This window comes from Streptomyces sennicomposti, from assembly GCF_019890635.1.
GTDB classification, from domain to species: domain Bacteria; phylum Actinomycetota; class Actinomycetes; order Streptomycetales; family Streptomycetaceae; genus Streptomyces; species Streptomyces sennicomposti.
Map to the genome: position 1 here is coordinate 67,652 of NZ_JAIOAB010000028.1, position 16,980 is coordinate 84,631.

The 16,980-nt window shown below is 75.8% G+C and carries 13 protein-coding genes and 1 pseudogene; 7 read left to right on the forward strand and 7 right to left on the reverse strand.

From position 1 onward, the window contains the following. Positions 1-28: 28 nt before the first annotated feature. Positions 29-1,051: a hypothetical protein gene (locus K7787_RS17495; protein ID WP_223002061.1), complete on the reverse strand. Its 1,023-nt coding sequence runs from the start codon at positions 1,049-1,051 to the stop codon at positions 29-31. Positions 1,052-1,303: 252 nt separating this feature from the next. Then, the gene (locus tag K7787_RS17500) at positions 1,304-1,765 is read right to left on the reverse strand and encodes a hypothetical protein (protein WP_203622569.1); all 462 of its coding nucleotides are present in this window, start codon (positions 1,763-1,765) and stop codon (positions 1,304-1,306) included. 194 nt (positions 1,766-1,959) lie between these two features. Between K7787_RS17500 and K7787_RS17505 the strand changes: the two genes are divergently transcribed. Both K7787_RS17505 and K7787_RS17510 read left to right on the forward strand, forming a co-directional pair. Then, positions 1,960-3,480: a hypothetical protein gene (locus tag K7787_RS17505; protein WP_223002063.1), complete on the forward strand. Its 1,521-nt coding sequence runs from the start codon at positions 1,960-1,962 to the stop codon at positions 3,478-3,480. Positions 3,481-3,958: 478 nt separating this feature from the next. After that, positions 3,959-4,249 (forward strand): ribosomal protein L7/L12, encoded by a 291-nt coding sequence (locus K7787_RS17510; RefSeq protein ID WP_223002065.1) that lies wholly within the window; start codon positions 3,959-3,961, stop codon positions 4,247-4,249. A 47-nt stretch (positions 4,250-4,296) separates the two neighbouring features. Here K7787_RS17510 and K7787_RS17515 read toward each other — a convergent pair whose 3' ends face one another. Beyond that, a complete protein-coding gene (locus K7787_RS17515; protein WP_169439646.1) occupies positions 4,297-5,076 on the reverse strand; it encodes a hypothetical protein in 780 nt (259 codons plus the stop codon). Positions 5,077-5,346: 270 nt separating this feature from the next. Here K7787_RS17515 and K7787_RS17520 point away from each other — a divergent pair, with 270 nt between their 5' ends. Together K7787_RS17520 and K7787_RS17525 are read left to right on the forward strand one after the other, a co-directional pair. After that, positions 5,347-6,303: a nucleoside hydrolase gene (locus tag K7787_RS17520; protein ID WP_223002067.1), complete on the forward strand. Its 957-nt coding sequence runs from the start codon at positions 5,347-5,349 to the stop codon at positions 6,301-6,303. A gap of 511 nt (positions 6,304-6,814) precedes the next feature. Further along, a complete protein-coding gene (locus K7787_RS17525; RefSeq protein ID WP_223002069.1) occupies positions 6,815-8,491 on the forward strand; it encodes a glycoside hydrolase family 13 protein in 1,677 nt (558 codons plus the stop codon). 45 nt (positions 8,492-8,536) lie between these two features. On the opposite strand, the gene K7787_RS17530 is transcribed toward K7787_RS17525, so the two are convergent. Continuing rightward, entirely contained in the window at positions 8,537-9,265 is a 729-nt protein-coding gene (locus K7787_RS17530; protein ID WP_009189680.1) for a DUF4142 domain-containing protein, read from the reverse strand. Between the two features lie 300 nt (positions 9,266-9,565). Between K7787_RS17530 and K7787_RS17535 the strand changes: the two genes are divergently transcribed. From K7787_RS17535 to K7787_RS17545, 3 genes are all read left to right on the forward strand, one after another. Then, positions 9,566-10,258: a DUF6445 family protein gene (locus K7787_RS17535; RefSeq protein WP_223002071.1), complete on the forward strand. Its 693-nt coding sequence runs from the start codon at positions 9,566-9,568 to the stop codon at positions 10,256-10,258. 215 nt (positions 10,259-10,473) lie between these two features. Continuing rightward, complete coding sequence (locus K7787_RS17540; RefSeq protein ID WP_223002073.1) at positions 10,474-11,361, forward strand: NAD(P)-dependent oxidoreductase; 888 nt, start codon at positions 10,474-10,476, stop codon at positions 11,359-11,361. 140 nt (positions 11,362-11,501) lie between these two features. Continuing rightward, positions 11,502-12,818 (forward strand): serine hydrolase domain-containing protein, encoded by a 1,317-nt coding sequence (locus K7787_RS17545; RefSeq protein WP_223002075.1) that lies wholly within the window; start codon positions 11,502-11,504, stop codon positions 12,816-12,818. Positions 12,819-12,888: 70 nt separating this feature from the next. Here the strand turns inward: K7787_RS17545 and K7787_RS32455 are convergent, their stop codons facing one another. From K7787_RS32455 to K7787_RS17560, 3 genes and pseudogenes are all read right to left on the reverse strand, one after another. Then, complete coding sequence (locus tag K7787_RS32455) at positions 12,889-14,112, reverse strand: hypothetical protein (RefSeq protein WP_372456653.1); 1,224 nt, start codon at positions 14,110-14,112, stop codon at positions 12,889-12,891. Positions 14,113-14,310: 198 nt separating this feature from the next. Further along, complete coding sequence (gene secD / locus K7787_RS17555; protein ID WP_223002076.1) at positions 14,311-16,728, reverse strand: protein translocase subunit SecD; 2,418 nt, start codon at positions 16,726-16,728, stop codon at positions 14,311-14,313. A gap of 49 nt (positions 16,729-16,777) precedes the next feature. Next, positions 16,778-16,980, reverse strand: a pseudogene (locus K7787_RS17560) (hypothetical protein); the annotation flags it as partial.

Below are 16,980 nucleotides of genomic sequence, written 5' to 3' on the forward strand. Positions count from 1 at the left end.
GTGACGGGCTGCCGGGCGGCCCGTTCCGTCAGGCGCGCACGCGCGGTGGTTGCGGGGCCTGGGGCGGGGTGGGGTCGTCGGTGGCGGCGTCGGCCGGTGCGGGTTCCGCAGCGGGTGTCGCGGGCTCCGCCCGCTTGCGCCGGCCGAGGCCGAGCGGCAGGCGCGGCGCGAGCCGGGAGCCGGGGCGCGCGCGCCCGCGCGCCGCGCGGCGGCGGGACAGCCAGGTCAGGGCGGCCACCGTCAGCCCCAGCGCCACCAGCAGCCACGACGTGGTGCGCAGGGTGGCCGTGAGGGCGTCGTAGACGGCGCCCGCGGCCGGCTGGGAGACCTCGTCCGGCAGGTCGGCCAGGGTCAGGCTGCGGCCCACGGCGAGGGCGAGGGCGAGCAGCGCGCCGCCTAGGGCGGTGCCGAGCGCGGTCGCGGTGAGCGCGCGGCGGCGGTGGACGGCCAGCGCGATGCCGGCGACGGCGAACGCGACGGCCGAGACGGGGAGCCAGAAGCCGGCGACTTCGAGCACGTTGTACCCCTTCCGCAGGCGGCCCACCTGCTGGGCCGGGAGCAGGGCGACCTCGGTGTGTTCGACCGGGATACGGGTGGCGAGCGGTACGTGGTCCTCGGCGAGCCGGGCCTTGACCTGGGCGGTGACGGGGGCGAGATCGACGGTGACCGGCCGGTCGTGGGCGTCGCGCTCGTCGCGCAGGGCGCGCAGGAGGGCGTCGTGGGCGACCCGGTTGCCCTCGTCCCACGCGGTGCGGAAGGCGGCGGTCTGGGTGAAGGAGCGGACCGCGTCGTGCACGAACGGGGCGACGGTGCCGCGCAGCACGCTCGCGTCCATCTGGTGGCCGATCTCCTGGGTGATGCCGTCCCCGACGGTCTGCGCGATCGCGTCCCGTACGTCCGGGTCGGCCGCGAGCGGCGCCATGGTGGTGACGTAGCGGCCGGTGTCCGCGAGGCCGTACGCCGCCCACGCCGCCAGCGCGCCGAACGGCACGAGCAGGCACGAGAGGGTGATCAGCACGGCCGCCAGGCCGCTGCGCAGGCGTCGGGACACCCTCCCAGAGAAGGCCGCCGACGGCGAGCGCGCGAGCGGGGAGGGGCGATCGGGTGACCCCTGGTCCCGGAGGGTGACGCCCGGCGCGGACGGGGGAACGGGCGGGCGGGGGACGGCGGGGCCGGGCGTCGCAGGGACGGGCGGTCGCGGGGCCGCCGCGGGTCCGGCTCGCGCCGGTGGCCCGTGCCGGTGGCCCGCGGCGGTGGCCCGCGGCGGGGAGCGGTGACGGTACGGGTGGGCGGGTGCGCGTGGTCAGTCCACGCGGCGACCGCGCGCGTCCTCGTGCGTGTACTCCCAGTAGAAGACGATCAGGCCGACGGCCAGGGCGAAGGCCAGGGCCACGACGAAGACCTGGAGGGGGGACGCGCCGGGCGACTGGCCCATGAGGAAGCCGAGGGCCGCGCCGGAGACCAGCCCCCACAGCGCGGCGTGCGGTTCGCGCGCCAGGCGCGGCGCCACGGTGAGCATCGCGCCGACGACGAGCGTGAACACGATCGTCGTCACGAAGCCGTACGCCACGTTCCCCCCGGTGATCGGCCCGCCGTCGCGCCGGTTGGCGGCGACCCAGTAGCCGTAGACGAGGCCGATTGCGAGGGGGACCGCCCAGCGGCCGACGAGGTGCGCCCGCTGGCCGAAGAAGTCGAGGGACCTGCGCGGCGGCCAGCTGCGGCGGTCGTTCGCGGTGCGGCCGGACACGGGTGCCGAGTGAGCCATGGCAACGTTCCTCTCTCTCGCCGCCCCCGCCTACCAGGGCACACCGCGCGGAGTGCCCTGGCAAGTCGGCGGGCGGGGGCGGCGTCCGGCCGCGCTTCGACGGCCGCGTTCCCGGTCCGGCCCCCGTCCCGGCGGTCACAGCGGTTACGGTGCTGACGTACGCGACCGACGGCCATCACCGACGCGGGGGGACCATGCCAGGAACCGTGCTGCTGCTCGCGGCCTCGCCCGTGGGCAAGGGGCGTCTGGTGGACGCCGCGTCCGTGCTCCCGGTGCTGGCCGCCGTCGAGCCGTCCGTGCTGTCGGGCACGCCGACCGCGACCGTCGTCGAACTCGCCGACCCGCTGGAGCCGCAGGCCGTCCTCACCCGGCTGCGGGCCGCCGCGGCGGCGCCCGGTCCGCTGACCGTGTTCGTCACCGGTCAGCTCCAGCTCGACCGCCGGCAGCGCCTGCCGCACCTCGCGCTCGCCCGCACCACCCCCGCGACGGTCCGCTACACGGCCCTGCCCTGGCACTGGCTTCGCGAGGAGTTGCGGCTGCGCGCGGACGGCACGACGACGCTCGTGGCGGATCTGCGCGCGGACGCGGAGAGCTGGCAGCAGGTGTGCGAACGGCCGCTGGACGCGGGGCCGAACGTCGCCCTGTACGGGCGCGTCGCACCGCCGCCGGTACGGCGCAGGGTGGCCGCGCCGGCGTACATGAAGGCGGTGGCCACGATCCTGCGCAGCGGGCACCGGCCGCCGCCGGACCAGCTGCACGAGCAGGCCCTGTCCCGCCTGGCCGGCGAGGAGGGCGAGGAGTCCGGCCCGGGCCTGCTCCTCACGGCCCACCGGCCGATACCTTCGGGGCAGGGGTACGGCCCGGGTCACGGGACGACGTACGGCACGGGCTACGGGCCCGGCGACGCGGCGGGCCGCCCGCAGGCGCCGGGACAGATGCCGACGCCGACGCCGACGCCGACGCCGACGTCCGGCCCTGCGCCGGTACCGGCGGTACCCGGTCAGGCACCGGTACCTGGTCAGGCGCCGGCACCGGATCAGACATCGGCGCCAGGGCGGGTACCGGTGCCGGGACAGGCGCCGAGCGCGGCCACCGGAGTCCTCCGGGCGACCGAGCCGGCCGCGAGCGCGTCGGGCGGTGGGCGGCCGTCGGCGGCCGGGGCGGCGAGTGCGCCGGACGTGCGGCGGGTCGCGGGAGCCGGGGCGGCGAGCGCGCCCGGTGGCGGGCGGCCGGTCGCCGGGGGCGTCGGCGGCGGACCCGGTGCCGCCGTCGTCGCGCAGCGGCTGCCCGACGGTGACCCGCACGCCGTGATCGCCGCCCTCGTGGAGGCGGGGCGGCACGGGGACGCCGACGCGTTCGCCGCGCGCTGGGAGCAGGCCGCCGTACGGGCGTACGGCGCGGCCTCCGAGGACGCGCTGCACTGGGCCGAGGTCCGTGCCGACCTCGCGATGTTCGCGGGCGACGCGGCCCGCAGTTGCCGGGGCTGGCTGACCGTCGCCGCCGCGAGGCTCGCCCTGGGGCAGGCGGCCGACGCCCCGGCGGTCGAGGCCGCCGTGGACCGCGCGCACCACCAGTGGGGCAGGCTCCGCGACCCGGCGAGCGCGCGCGAACTCGGCGCGGTGCTCGCGGAGCTGCGCGGCCGGGTGCCGGGCAGGCGGCGCGGCGCGCTGGACCACGTACGGCGGCAGTTGCGGCAGCTCCAGACGCAGGGGTGAGCGACGGGCGGCCGGACCGCCGACGGGCCGCCACGGAACGGTCGGACCGCGTCGGGCCGTCACGGCAGGGTCGGACCGCCGACGGGCCGCCACGGTCAGAGCGCCGACGGTCCCCCGGCCGGCGGTTCTCTGCCGCTAACGGTTCTCCACGGCGACCCGCTGGGGCGGTTCCGGGGCGGTGGCGTTCGCCGGGCCCGTGTTGGCCGCGACGACCAGGGCGGCCACGGCGATCAGGGCGGCCCCCAGCCCTCTGAGATGACGTGCGGAGATGCGACCTCGACGCGCGGCAGACCGTCCGGGCACGGCAATCGACCTCGTAACGACAGCGATGTACGACAGCGGTGGACGACAACGACGGATCAAGCGTGTTGACGCCCTTTCCACGCTAGGGCCTGCCGGGAGCGGCGGAAAGTGGGCCGGGAGAGTTATGAGCTGCGTCTGAGGTTCCGCGCGGCCCGGCGTTCCTAGGATCGGTGGCATGGACACAGCTATCTGGGCCGCCGTCTCCCTGCTCGTGCTCGGCAGTGTCGCCGGACTGGCGGGCAACGGGGGCCGGCTCACCCGTGCCGACCGCCGGCTGGCGCGGATCGAGCACAAGCTCGACCTGATCCTCGATCACCTGGGCCTGCGCGAGGAGGACCCGCGCCTGGACGAGGTGGCCGGACTCGCCCGCGCCGGCCGGACGATCGAGGCGATCAAGACGTACCGCGAGGTCACGGGCGCCGGCCTGAAGGAGGCCAAGGAAGCGGTGGACCGCATGACCGCCTGAAACCACGGGCCCCCGCCGCACCCCACCGGCCCCCCACACCCACCGCCTCACGCCTGCGCGCGGGCCTTCTGGCGGGCCTCGGTCAGCCGCTGCACACCGAGCTTGACCGCGCGGGTGGTGGTGTCGGGCGGCAGCGCGCCGAGCGCCCCGTCGGTCAGGACGATCGCGTCGTCGCCGACGCGCACCGCGACGACGTCCAGGGTGAGCGTGGTGGCGTCCCCGTCGTCCGACGCGCCGGTGAAGGTGACCCGCAGGCCCTGGCGGGCGTCGCCGACCTCCGGCAACGCCAGCTCGCTCACCTGCACGTCCTGGGTGCCGGCCGCGGTCGTCTCGGTCGTGAACTGGGCGCAGCTGCGCGGCAGCGTGCGCAGCCAGGACAGGGAGCGGTCCACGTCCGCCGCGCGCAGCGAGAGCACCTGGTACCGCAGCTGGGCCTGGTCGTCGGCGTCGTCGTACGCGACCACCGCGCGCGTCCCGGTGGGGGTGCCGAGCGGTTCGTCGGCGTAGAGGGAGTCCATCAGGCGCGCGCAGCCCGCCGTGTCGGTGTGCCCCTTGAGCACCCCGTCCCGCCAGGTCGCGGCCCCCTCGGTGGGTTCCCAGGGCGCCCCGAGGTCGGTCTCGGTGAGCAGCGCGGCCTGCGCCTGCGCGGCGGTGAGCATGGCGGCGCCGGTGGGCGAGGCGGGCGCGGCCGGGCGGCTGGCCTGCGCCTCGGTGGCGGAGGCGGCGTCCGGGGCGCCGCCGGACGAGCAGGCGGACGCGGTCAGCAGGGCGGCCGCGCACAGGGCGGCGGCGGGCAGGACGCGGGCGGCGGCCGGGGGACGGGGCATGGGCGGGTGCCTCCAGACGGACGGTGAGCGTGTTGCGTACGACCTGGACCGCGCCCCCGGGGGGCGACGGCCCGGACCGCGCGCCGCCGCACGGGCGGAACGGTCCGGACCGCTCGCCCCGGGGACGGGGACGGCGCGGACTGCTCGTCCCTCCCACGGCACCACCGGGCCGCCGCTCCCACCAGCGCGCAGGTCCGTCCGGGTGAGCCACGCGCTGCGGACGCGCACGCTCTAGGGTCGGTAGGACGGATCGTTGCGAGGAGCCCTGCTGTGACCGGCCTGCCCACCCCCGTGATCATCGACTGCGACACCGGCGTCGACGACGCCCTCGCCCTGCTGTTCGCCGTCCGCCACCCGGGCCTGGACCTGCGCGCGGTCACGTGCGTGGCCGGGAACACGGACGTGGACCAGGTCGTGCGCAACACGCTCACCGTCCTGGAGCAGGCGGGCTCGCCCCCGGTCCCGGTCGCGCGGGGCGCCGAACGGCCGTTGATCGAGCCCGTGCGCACCGCCCACCACGTGCACGGCCACGACGGCATGGGCGACCTCGGGCTGCCCGCGCCGCGCCGCAGGGCCGCCGACGTGGACGCGGTGACGCTGCTGCGCCGCGAGATCCTGGCCTCGCCCCGCCCGGTCACCCTGATCCCCACCGCGCCTCTGACCAACATCGCGCTGCTGCTGCGCACCCACCCGGAGGTGACGCGCAACATCGAGCGGATCGTGTTCATGGGCGGTGCGGTGGGCGCCGGGAACGCCACGGCGGTCGCCGAGTTCAACGTGTGGCACGACCCGGAGGCGGCGGCGATCCTGCTCACCGCCGGGGTGCCGATCACGATGTACGGGCTGGACGTGTTCCAGCGGGTGATCGTCCCGGCTCAGGACGTACGGCGGCTGCGGGCGAGCGGCGAGCCCGGCGCGGTCCTGGCCGGCCGGCTGCTGGCCCACCGCGACCCGGTGACCAGCGAGGAGGACCCGGCCGGCGGCCTCGGCGACGCGGGCGCGGTCTGCGCGGTCGCCGACCCGGCCGGGCTGACCACCCAGCGGCTGCCGGTCGAGGTGAACCTCGCCCCCGGCCCGGCGCGCGGCCAGACGGTGGTGGACCGCCGCCCGCGCCCCGGCGAGGCGGAACTGCACGGCGAGGCCCGCGAACAGCCCCTGGTGGACGTGGCGCTGGACATCGACGTGGAGCGGTACGTGAAGCTGTACCTGGCCACGGTCGAGGGCTGAGGGCGGCCATCGGCCGCCACCGGCTGCGTCGCCGCGCGCCTGGCGACGCACGCCACCGCGGCGTCCCGCGCCTGGCGACGCACGCCACCGTGGCGTCCCGCGCCTGGCGACGCACGCCACCGTGGCGTCCCGCGGCTGACGCCGGCCGCCACCGTGGCGTCCTGCGGCTTCGGCCCGGCGCCCCGCCCCGGGGCGCCACGGCTCCCTTCACGCGCCCGTTCCCACGTACAGCATTCCCACGTACAGCATTCCTGCGTACGCGAGTTCCTGCGTACGCGCGTTTCCGCGTACATACGTTCCCGCGCACGCGCCCGCACCCCCCTTCGGCGTACGCCCCCGCGCTCCCCGAGCCTCCGGAGTACGCCCCTGGGTCCCCCTCCGGCGTGGTTCACGGGTCCGGGGAACTGGACAGGGTTCTCTTTGTTGCCCCGGCATTGCTCCCGCATTGCCCCGACATCACCACATCGCCCCTGCGTCCACGTCACCCCCGCCGTACCGAAGAGGAGACCGCGTGACCGACCGCACCGCCGCGCACGACTCCCCGCCCGACCTGTCGTCCCCGGACCCCGACTGGTGGCGGCAGGCCGTCGTCTACCAGGTGTATCCGCGCAGCTTCGCCGACGCCGACGGGGACGGGCTCGGGGACGTCCGGGGCGTCACCCGGCGCCTGACCCATCTCGCCGGGCTCGGTGTGGACGCCGTGTGGCTCAGCCCGTTCTACCCGTCCGAGCTGGCCGACGGCGGCTACGACGTGGCCGACTACCGGGACGTGGACCCGCGCCTGGGCACCCTGGACGACTTCGACGCGATGGTCGCCGAGGCGCACCGTCTCGGGCTGAAGGTGATCGTCGACATCGTCCCCAACCACAGCTCCCACCGGCACCGCTGGTTTCAGGAGGCGCTGGCCGCCGGCCCCGGCTCCGCCGCCCGCGCCCGGTACGTCTTCCGCGACGGCCGGGGCGCGCACGGCCAACTCCCGCCCACCGACTGGCGGTCCGTGTTCGGCGGCAGCGCCTGGACCCGGGTGCCGGACGGGCAGTGGTACCTGCATCTGTTCGCGCCCGAGCAGCCCGACTTCGACTGGCGCAACGAGGAGGTCCGCGCCGACTTCCGCACCACCCTCAGGTTCTGGTCCGACCGGGGCGTGGACGGCTTCCGCGTCGATGTCGCGCACGCTCTGGTCAAGGATCTGGACGAGCCGCTGCGGGACGTCGGCGACATCGGAGTCACCGGCGAGGACGCGCTGCCGCACCTGCCGCCGGGCAGCCACCCGTACTGGGACCGGGACGACGTGCACGAGATCTACCGCGACTGGCGCAAGATCTTCGACGCCTACTCCCCGCCCCGCACGGCGGTCGCCGAGGCCTGGGTGCCCGACGCGCGGCGCGCGCTGTACGCCCGGCCGGACGAACTGGGCCAGGCCTTCAACTTCGAGTACCTGCAAGCCGGCTGGGACGCGGCCGAGCTGCGCCGTACCATCGCGGCCTCGCTGGCCACCGCCCGCGCCGCCGGGGCCTCGGCCACCTGGGTGCTGTCCAACCACGACGTGATCCGGCACGCCTCCCGCCTGATGCTCCCGCCCGGCACGGACGGTGACGCCTGGCTGCTGTCCGGCGGCCGGGCCCCGGCGGTCGATCCGGCGGCGGGGCTGCGCCGGGCCCGCGCGGCCACGCTGCTGATGCTGGCCCTGCCCGGCTCGGCCTACCTCTACCAGGGCGAGGAACTGGGCCTGCCCGAGGTCGCCGACCTGCCCGTCGAGGTGCTCCAGGACCCGATCTGGGAGCAGACCGGCCACGTCCGCAAGGGCAGGGACGGCTGCCGGGTGCCGCTGCCGTGGACGACGAGCGGACCGTCGTACGGCTTCGGGCCGGGCGGGTCCTGGCTGCCGCAGCCGGCCGGTTTCGGGGCGTACTCCGTGCAGGCGCAGGAAGGGGTGGAGGGCTCGACGCTGGAGCTGTACCGCACCGCCCTCAGGCTGCGCCGCAAGCTGCTCGCGGGCGAGGAGCTGACCTGGGCGCAGGACACCCCGGACGGGGTGCTCGCCTTCACCCGGTCCGAGGGCTGGCGGTGCGTCACCAACCTGTCGGCGGTGGAGGTTCCGCTGCCGCCGGGCGAGGTGCTGCTGAGCAGCGCGCCGCTGCGGGACGCCCGCCGGCTGGAGCCGGACACCACGGTGTGGCTGGCGTAGCGGGTCCTCTCCTGCGGTGGCCGCCCGCCGTCGCGGCCCCGTCCCTCACCGCACCGTCGGGCTGGGGGCCGGGGTCGCGCCCGGGCGGTCGCCGAGGTCCAGCGGGGTGGAGGTGGCGTTCGGCGGCGGGGTGAGCACCACCTCGGGCTGGCCGCCGGGGGGCGGCGGCGGGGTGAGGTCGGAGGCGGGCAGCTTCGGCGGGGTGGTCTGCTGGAACAGCACCTGGTCGTAGTCGACCAGGCCGGTCTCCTCCATCACCGTGATGTGGTCCAGGACGGTGGCGTTGGCCTGGTTGGCGAGCGCCCGCACCAGGCTGTTCTCGGTGGTGGAGCGGATCTTCGCGATGGTGTTGAAGATCGAGCCGTGCGTCACGCGCAGGATGTTGGCCATGTCGCTGTCGAACTTCTTGCCGGTGTCGGCGCTGAGCGTGTCGACGAAGCCCTGCTGCTGGGGGCTGGCGACGTTGGGCAGCGTGATGTTCAGCATGGGCGCGATCTTGCGGCAGCTGGCGTCCAGCGCCGCGTGCCCGTCGATCAGATGCTGACCGGCGGTGACGACCGCCTTGGTGGTGCCCTTCTTCACGGCCATCTGGCCCACCGGGTACTCCCACAGCCCGGCCGCGCGCACCTTGACCACGAAGTCCCGGTCCGCCTCCGTCAGCGGCCCCCACTGGGTCTGGGCGATGATCCGGGACGGGTTGCCGGAGACGGTCTGCAGCCCCAGCATGCCCGGATAGGCGAGCGCGGCGAGGGTCAGCCCCAGAGCTCCGGTCACGAAGAGAGTTCCCGTCGCGTTCCGCGAAAAGCGCACCGTGCCTCCTGCCCGGCCGTGGTACCCGCCCGATGGCGGCGGGTTCGGACGTACGGGAGTACGGGCGGGGAAACCGCCGGAACCTCTAGGGAAGGTAAAATCTCCGTTGTGCCGAAACCGGGCCGGACCGCCCGGTTCGGACCCGTTCCGTCGGGAGAACTTGCCTGCGCGTTAAGGGCGTTGGGGCAATGTTGACCGGCGCGGGGAGAGAGTTGACCACCGCGTGGGAGAGGCGTGGGGAGCGCCCGCCCTACATTCGGCCGCATGCCCCCACAGCCCCCCGGCCGCCCCGGCGTGCCCACCGCGCTGCCCGTCCTGCCCTACCGCAAGCCCACCAAGGGCCGCGACTACTGGGTGATCGACGACGTCCTGCCGGACGCGACGGCCGTCCGGGAACGGGTGCTGAGCAGGGACGACTGGGTCGAGGGCTATCCGTACACCTCGCAGACCTGGCCCGGACTGCGCACCATGCCCGGTCTGGAACCGGGTGAACTGGCCCGGGTGGAACGGCTGGTGAAGAAGGCCACCGGGGCGAAGGAGCTGTGGGTGCAGCAGGCGCCCGGCGGCGGCACCCTCAACCACAACTGCGTCCAGGTCGTCGGCGAGGGCGAGAGCGAGCCGCGCCCGCACACCGACTCGCGGGCGCTGTGCCGGTACGCGGCCGTCCTCTACCTCAACCCGGCCGCCCCCAAGGACTGCGGCACCAGCTTCTACCGCCAGTCCCTGCCCGGCGGCCGGCTCGGCGGCAACGTCGTCCAGGCCCCGCACACCAACCTGGTGGAGGCGTTGGGCACCCGGTTCGTCGCGCCGGACGCCTTCGAGGAGGACGTACGGGTGCCGCACAAGGCCAACCGGCTGCTGCTCTACCACGCCAACCTGGTGCACAGCGCGACCGGTTACTTCGGCCGGACGCTGGAGGAGAAGCGGATGACGGCGGTCTTCTTCTGGATGGCGTAGGCGTCCCGCCGGGTGGCGTGGGCGTCCCGCCGGGTGGCGTGGGCCTCCCGCCGGGTGGCGTGGGCCTCCCGCCGGGTGGCGCAGGCCTCCCGCGCACTTCCCGGGCGCCCGTGTGCCGCCGCCCCGTGAAGACCTGACGTCCCGTCCGTCGTCTCCGTGATCGCGGATACTCGACCTGTCGACGCCGCGGGGGGCAGCAGGAAGGGAACGAACGCATGACCGACACGACCCGCACCGTGGGAGTCCTCGGCACCGGGATCATGGGCGCTGCGATGGCCCGCAACCTCCTTCGCGCCGGGCACACCGTCCGCGCGTGGAACCGCACCCGGGACAAGGCGGAGCCGCTGGCCGCCGACGGCGCCCAGGTCGTGGACACGGCCGCCGAGGCCGTGCGCGACGCCGATGTGATCCTCACGATGCTGTACGACGGCCACACGGCGCTGGAGGTCATGCGCGAGGCCGCCCCGGCGGCGCGCGCGGGCGCGGCGTGGATCCAGTCGACCACGGCCGGCCTGGACGCGGTCCCCCGGCTCGCCGCCCTCGCCGCGGAACACGGCCTGCTCTTCTACGACGCCCCGGTCCTCGGCACCAAGCAGCCCGCCGAGGCCGGGCAGTTGACCGTGCTGGCCGCCGGGCCGCAGGCGGGCCGGGACGCGGTGGCCCCGGTGTTCGACGCGGTCGGCGCCCGTACGGTGTGGACCGGCGAGGACGGGGCGGCGGCGACGTCCACCCGGCTCAAGCTGGTCGCCAACAGCTGGGTCATCGCGGCCACCACCGCCACCGGCGAGGCGCTCGCGCTGGCCAAGGGGCTCGGCGTGGACCCGCAAGGCTTCTTCGACCTGATCTCCGGCGGCCCGCTCGACATGGGCTATCTGCACGCCAAGGCCGCGCTCATCCTCGACGGCGGACTGGAGCCGCCGAGCTTCGCCGTGACCACCGCCGAGAAGGACGCCCGGCTGATCGTGGCGGCCGGCGAGCAGTGCGGCGTACGCCTCGACGTGGCCGCCGCGAGCGCCGAACGCTTCGCCCGCGCCGCCGCGCGGGGACACGGCGGCGAGGACATGGCGGCGGCGTACTTCGCCAGCTTCGACGAGAAGGACTGACCCGGGGGCGGGCGGCGGGGACCTTCTGAAGTGCCGTTCTGTGCACGGCGGTTCATCCACCCGAAGGATGTGGCGCCCGCGCGTGATCGAACAGGATGACGGACATCCCTGTTCGAACACACCCGTGGGAGGGGAACCCCTTGCGCATCCTCCGGACCGCCGGAACCGCCGTGGCCACCGCCCTGTTACTGACCGCCGCCGTGCCCGCCGCCATCGCGGACACGAGACCCGCCGCCCCGGCGCCCTCGGCGGCACGCGAGTCGGCCGCCCCGGACCCGGCGGCGCTGCGCAGCGCCCTGCGCGCCGTCACCGACGCCGGCATGTACGGCGTCTACTCCTCCGTCCGCGACGGCGCGCGGACCTGGTCCGGCGCCTCCGGGGTGGCCGACGTGGCCACCGGCCGCCCGGTGCGGGCGGACATGCGCCAGCGGGTGGGCAGCATCAGCAAGACGTTCACCGCCGTCGCCGTGCTCCAGCAGGTCGAGCGCGGCAAGGTCCGGCTGGACGACCCGGTCGACCGCTATCTGCCGGGCCTGATCCCGGGCGAGCGCGGCCACAGGATCACCGTCCGGATGCTGCTGAACCACACCAGCGGCATCGCCGACTACGTCGTCGGCGCGTTCCCGTCGCTCGCCCAGGGCTCGACGGCCAGCCTGGACGAGGAGCGCTTCCGCTCCGTCCGCCCCGAAGAACTGGTCCGCATCGGCCTCGCCGCGCCCGCCACCGGCGAGCCCGGCGCACAGCCCGGCCACTACGCCAACACCAACTACGTCATCGCCGGGCTGCTCCTGCGCAAGGTCACCGGCCAGGACCCGCGGACGTACATCACCCGGCACGTCATCGACCGGGCCGGGCTGCGCCACACCTCCTACCCGCGCACCCCGTACATCCAGGGCCCGCACCCGCGGATGTACGAGAACTTCTACGGCCTGATCGACCCGCCCCGCGACTACAGCGTCTACGACATGTCGTGGGCGTACACGGCGGGCGCGGTCGTCTCCACCGCCGACGACCTGAACCGCTTCTACCGCGCCCTGCTGACCGGGCGCCTGGTGAGCAAGGCGTCGCTGACGCAGATGCAGCGCACGGTGAACGTGGACGGCATGGACTACGGCCTCGGCGTCTACGCCGTGGACATCCCCGGCTGCGGACGGTTCTGGGGCCACGACGGGGCGGTGTTCGGCGCGGGCACGATCGCGCTGTCCAGCCCGGACGGCAAGCGGCAGGTGGCCGCGGGCTGGAACCTCATGAAGTACGAGCGTCTGACCGCCGACGGCACGGGATTCGAGCCGAGCCCGATCGACGACGCGCTCAACGCGTACATCGGCGCGGCGCTGTGCTCGCCGTCGCCGTCCTCGCCCGCGTCCGGCGCGCCGTCCCTGTCCCGGACGCCCGCGCCGAAGGTGCTGCCGGGCATCGACACGACGACGGCGGCCCGGACGAGCGTCCTGCGCTGACCCGACGGGGCGGCCCTGGAGTCCTGGGTGACGCACCTGGTGCGGGGAGGTGCGGCGGTGACGCGGCGCGTCAGCGCCTGAGGCTCGACCGCCGCGCGGCCCGCGCCTCCCGGGCGACCCCCGCCCCGCCCGGCTCCTCGGCCCGCTCGGGTCTCTCGGCCGCCGCCGGCCGACCGGCCCGGGTCGGCCGGCCGGCCCCCGCCGGGCGGTCCGGTCGTCCGGCGTTCGCGCAGGCGCGGTCCGCGCGCGCGGCGCCGGCCGCGTCCGGCTGCCCGGCCAGTGCCACCGGCGCATCCGGCCGGTCCGGGCGGTGCGGCCGGTCCGTGGCCGCGGCCGACGGGACCGTGCGATCGTGCCGCGCTCCCTCTCCGGGAGCGGCGGCGGGCGACGCGGGGGCGCGTACGGCGTCGTGGTCGAGCAGCGACGCGGTGCGTACCGGCGCGGCCGGTGGGCGCTCGGCCCCTGCCTCGGGGACCGCCCCCTCGGTCTTCCCTCCGGTGGCCACCCCGGAGTCCGTGCCGGAGGCCACCCCGGAGTCCGTGCCGGAGGCCACCCCGGAGTCCGTGCCGGAGGCCGCCTCGGCGAGTGCGTCGGCGGGTGCGTCGGAGGCGCGTCGGGGCCGTCGTCGCAGCAGGCGCCAGGCGCGTTCGTCGATCAGGGCGAGGATCAGCGCCGTGGCGACGGCGATCAGGTGCTCGCGCCCGGCCAGGTTGGGCTTCAGCACGGACTCGACGACCATCGAGCCGCCGGTGAGGAAGAAGACGACGGGCGCACGCCGGACGACGGAGAGATAGGTGAACAGGCCCACGACCGCCGCGGACGGGCCGGTGTCGAGGACGTGGCCGACCTCCGGCGGCAGCCCGAGGCCCCACCACCCCGGCCCCATGGCGAGCATCACCCGCACCGTGAGGGTGCCGGCCAGCGTCGTGGCGTAGGAGATGAACAGGGTGCGGCCCCGGCCCAGGGTCAGTTCGGCCAGCGCGAACGCCAGGAACAGCTGGGTGATGCCCGCCCACACCGGCAGGTCCAGGGCCGGCACGTAGAGCGAGACCGGCGTGCGCAGCAGGGCCTGCCACAGGGGCAGGTCGGCCTGGACGCCGCCGACGAGCCGTACGACGGTCTCGCCCCGCGGATGCTGCGCGATCGCGTGGAAGAAGATCACCCCGAAGGCGGCCACGCAGGCGAGCAGCAGCCCGGCGGGGCCGCGCCGCATCAGCCGCCGCACCGGATCGACCACGATGGCGTCCCACTCGCCGCGCAGGGTGCGCAGGACGAACCGTACGAACCGGGTCACCGTCTCACGCCCACGCCGTTCCCCTTCCGGTGCTCCCGGTCCCACGCCGTCTCCCTGGCCGATCCTTCCGCTTCCGTTCGCTGCGCCGCCGCCGTGCCACCGCCCGGCTCCCCGGAGCAGTTCCCCGCCCACCGTGCGCACAACCGTATGGACCGCGTCGCCGCCCCGCGCGTTGCCTCGCGCGGGGCGACGTTCGTCTCAATGCCCGGACACCCGTGCGTCACCCGTCCGCTCGCGCGAGCCGCCCGCCGCGTCCCTGCCGGGGGCGGCGCCGGTGCCGGGGGCGGTGCCGGTGCTCCCGCCCGTGCCCGTGCCCTTACGCCGCCTGTCCGGTCCGCGCAGGCGCGCGCCCCGCCGCGGTCCCGCCCCGCGTCGGGCGCGCCGCAGGCGGTCGAGTTCGACGGCGATCGGCGAGGCGGTGAAGACCGACGAGTACGTGCCGACCGCCAGGCCGATGAGCAGGGCGAGGGCGAAGTCGGTCAGGGAGTCGCCGCCGAGGACGGCCAGGGAGGCGAGGATGAGGACCGCGCCCATCCCGGTGTTCACCGTGCGCGGCAGGGTCTGGAGGATGGCCCGGTCGGTGACGTCGGTCAGCGGCGCCCCGCGGTCCCGCCGGGCCAGTTCCCGGACGCGGTCGAAGACGACGACCGAGTCGTTGACCGAGTAGCCGATCACCGTCAGCAGCGCGGCGAGGAACACCCCGTCCACCGGCTTGCCCAGCCACGCGAACACGCCGACGAGGATCACCACGTCGTGCGCGAGCGCGGCGACCGCCGCCGTCCCGAACAGCCAGCGGAACCGCGCCGCGAGATACAGCAGCTGCGCCCCGAGCGCCACGCCGAGCGAGATCAGCGCGCCCCGGCGCAGCTCCTCGCCGAGGCTCGGCCCGATCAGCTCGTCGCGGACCTTCTCCGCGCCGCCGCCGAGCGCGCCCACGGTCCGGGTGACCGCGTCGGCCCGGGCGTCGGTCAGCTCCCCGGTGCGCACGGTCAGGCCCGTCTCCCCGGCGGTCTGCACGACGGCCCCCGGGAAACCGGCGTCGGCGAGCGCCGTACGGGCCCGTTCGGGGTCCACGGCCCGTCCGGTGTCGTACTGGAGCATCCGGCCGCCGGTGAACTCCAGACCGAGGTCGAGGCCGCGCACCGCGATGCCCGACCCGGCGAGCACCAGCGCGACGGCGGAGGCGGCCAGCCAGCGGCGCGGCCGGCGCATCGGGCGCAGCTCGCGGCGGGCCAGCGCGGCGCGCACCCGGCCGGCGGTGGCCAGCCCGGTGACGCCGGGCCGCCGGTGCACCCAGGCGCGCGAGACGGCGAAGTCGGCGAGGACCCGGGTGACGACCAGCGCGCTGATCATGGACGCGACGACGCCGATGCCGAGGGTCACGCCGAAGCCGCGCACCGGGCCGGAGGCCAGGAAGAACAGCAGCCCGGCCGCGATGAGCGTGGTGACGTTGGAGTCGGCGATGGCGCTGAAGGCGTTGCGGAACCCGGCGGTCAGCGCCGAGCGGCCGGTCGGCCGCACCCGCGCGGCGTACTCCTCCCGCGCCCGCTCGAACACCAGGACGTTCGCGTCCACGGCCATGCCGATCGCCAGCACGAACCCGGCCAGTCCCGGCAGCGTCAGCGTGGCGCCGAGCGCGGCCAGGGCGGCGTAGGAGATCAGGCCGTAGGCGAGCAGCGCGACCGCGGCGAGGACGCCCATCAGCCGGTAGACCACGATGATGAACAGCGCGGTCAGGGCGGTGCCGATCACGGCGGCCCACGCGCTGGCGGTGATGGCGCGCGCCCCCAGCGTCGGGCCGACGGTGTGCTGTTCGACCGTCTCGACCGGTACGGGCAGCGCGCCGCCGTTGATCAGCAGCGCCAGCTCGCGGGCCTCGGCGTCGTCGAAGGAGCCGGTGATCTGGGTGGAGCCGCCCGCGATGCCCGTGCCGCAGGCCACCGACGGATCGACCTGCGGGGCGGAGATGATCCGGCCGTCCAGCACGATGGCGACCCGGCGCGCGGGATCCCCCGCCGGCTGGCAGGCCGCCTCGCCGGTCAGCTTCGCCCACCGCTCCCGGCCGGCCCGGTCGAAGTCCACGGTGACGTGCCAGCCGGTGCCGGTCTCCGGGTCGAACCGGGCGTCGGCGCCCTTGACGTCCTCGCCGGTCATCGCGGTCGCGGCCAGCCGCAGCCGCTGCCCGGACTCGTCGGGCAGCACCTGCTCGCCGGACCCCGCCTTCGTGCTCTCCGACTTCGCCGGCGTCCCGTCCTCGGTGCCGGCCGGGCCGAGGACCGGGTGGACGGTGAGCTGCGCGGTGCGGCCGAGCACCTCGGCCGCCTTCTTCGGGTCCTGGACGCCGGGCAGTTCGACGATGATCCGGTGGGTGCCGGAGCGGACGAGGGTCGGTTCGGCGACGCCGAGCGCGTCGACGCGCCCGCGCAGCACCTCCAGCGTGCGGTCGGTGGCCGCGCGGTCGGCCTCGGCGGTCGGGGTGGAACGGGTCTCCAGGACGATCTGGGTGCCGCCGCGCAGGTCCAGTCCGAGGCGGACGGGAACGGTGGCGGCGATGTACAGGGACACGGCGACGACGGCGAGGGCGAACAGCGCCCTCACCCGGGCGGAACGGATCAAGGGGTCCTCCGGCGGCGCACCCGTGCGGAGCCCGGGTGCTGGGGGATGGTCAGACGCGTCGGGTGCCGGAGGGGGCGGGCGGGGCCCGGTCGCGGTCGGGGACCGGGCGGCTCAGGGAGGCGTGCGCGGGCGCGCGGGCCGGTGGGGTGCGCGCGGGCGCGGGCGGGGGTACGGGGGTGGTGGCGAGGTGGCCCGGCGGAGCCGGACGCTCGCCGCGGTGCTCCTGCCGGGTGCCGGCCTGGGCGGTGCAGA

What these genes read in the sequence shown, in the direction of transcription:
- K7787_RS17500 (WP_203622569.1), bottom strand. Translation starts at nt 1,765, where the DNA reads ATGGCTCACTCGGCACCCGTGTCCGGCCGCACCGCGAACGACCGCCGC.
- K7787_RS17505 (WP_223002063.1), top strand. Translation starts at nt 1,960, where the DNA reads ATGCCAGGAACCGTGCTGCTGCTCGCGGCCTCGCCCGTGGGCAAGGGG.
- K7787_RS17515 (WP_169439646.1), bottom strand. Translation starts at nt 5,076, where the DNA reads ATGCCCCGTCCCCCGGCCGCCGCCCGCGTCCTGCCCGCCGCCGCCCTG.
- K7787_RS17540 (WP_223002073.1), top strand. Translation starts at nt 10,474, where the DNA reads ATGACCGACACGACCCGCACCGTGGGAGTCCTCGGCACCGGGATCATG.
- K7787_RS17510 (WP_223002065.1), top strand. Translation starts at nt 3,959, where the DNA reads ATGGACACAGCTATCTGGGCCGCCGTCTCCCTGCTCGTGCTCGGCAGT.
- K7787_RS17535 (WP_223002071.1), top strand. Translation starts at nt 9,566, where the DNA reads ATGCCCCCACAGCCCCCCGGCCGCCCCGGCGTGCCCACCGCGCTGCCC.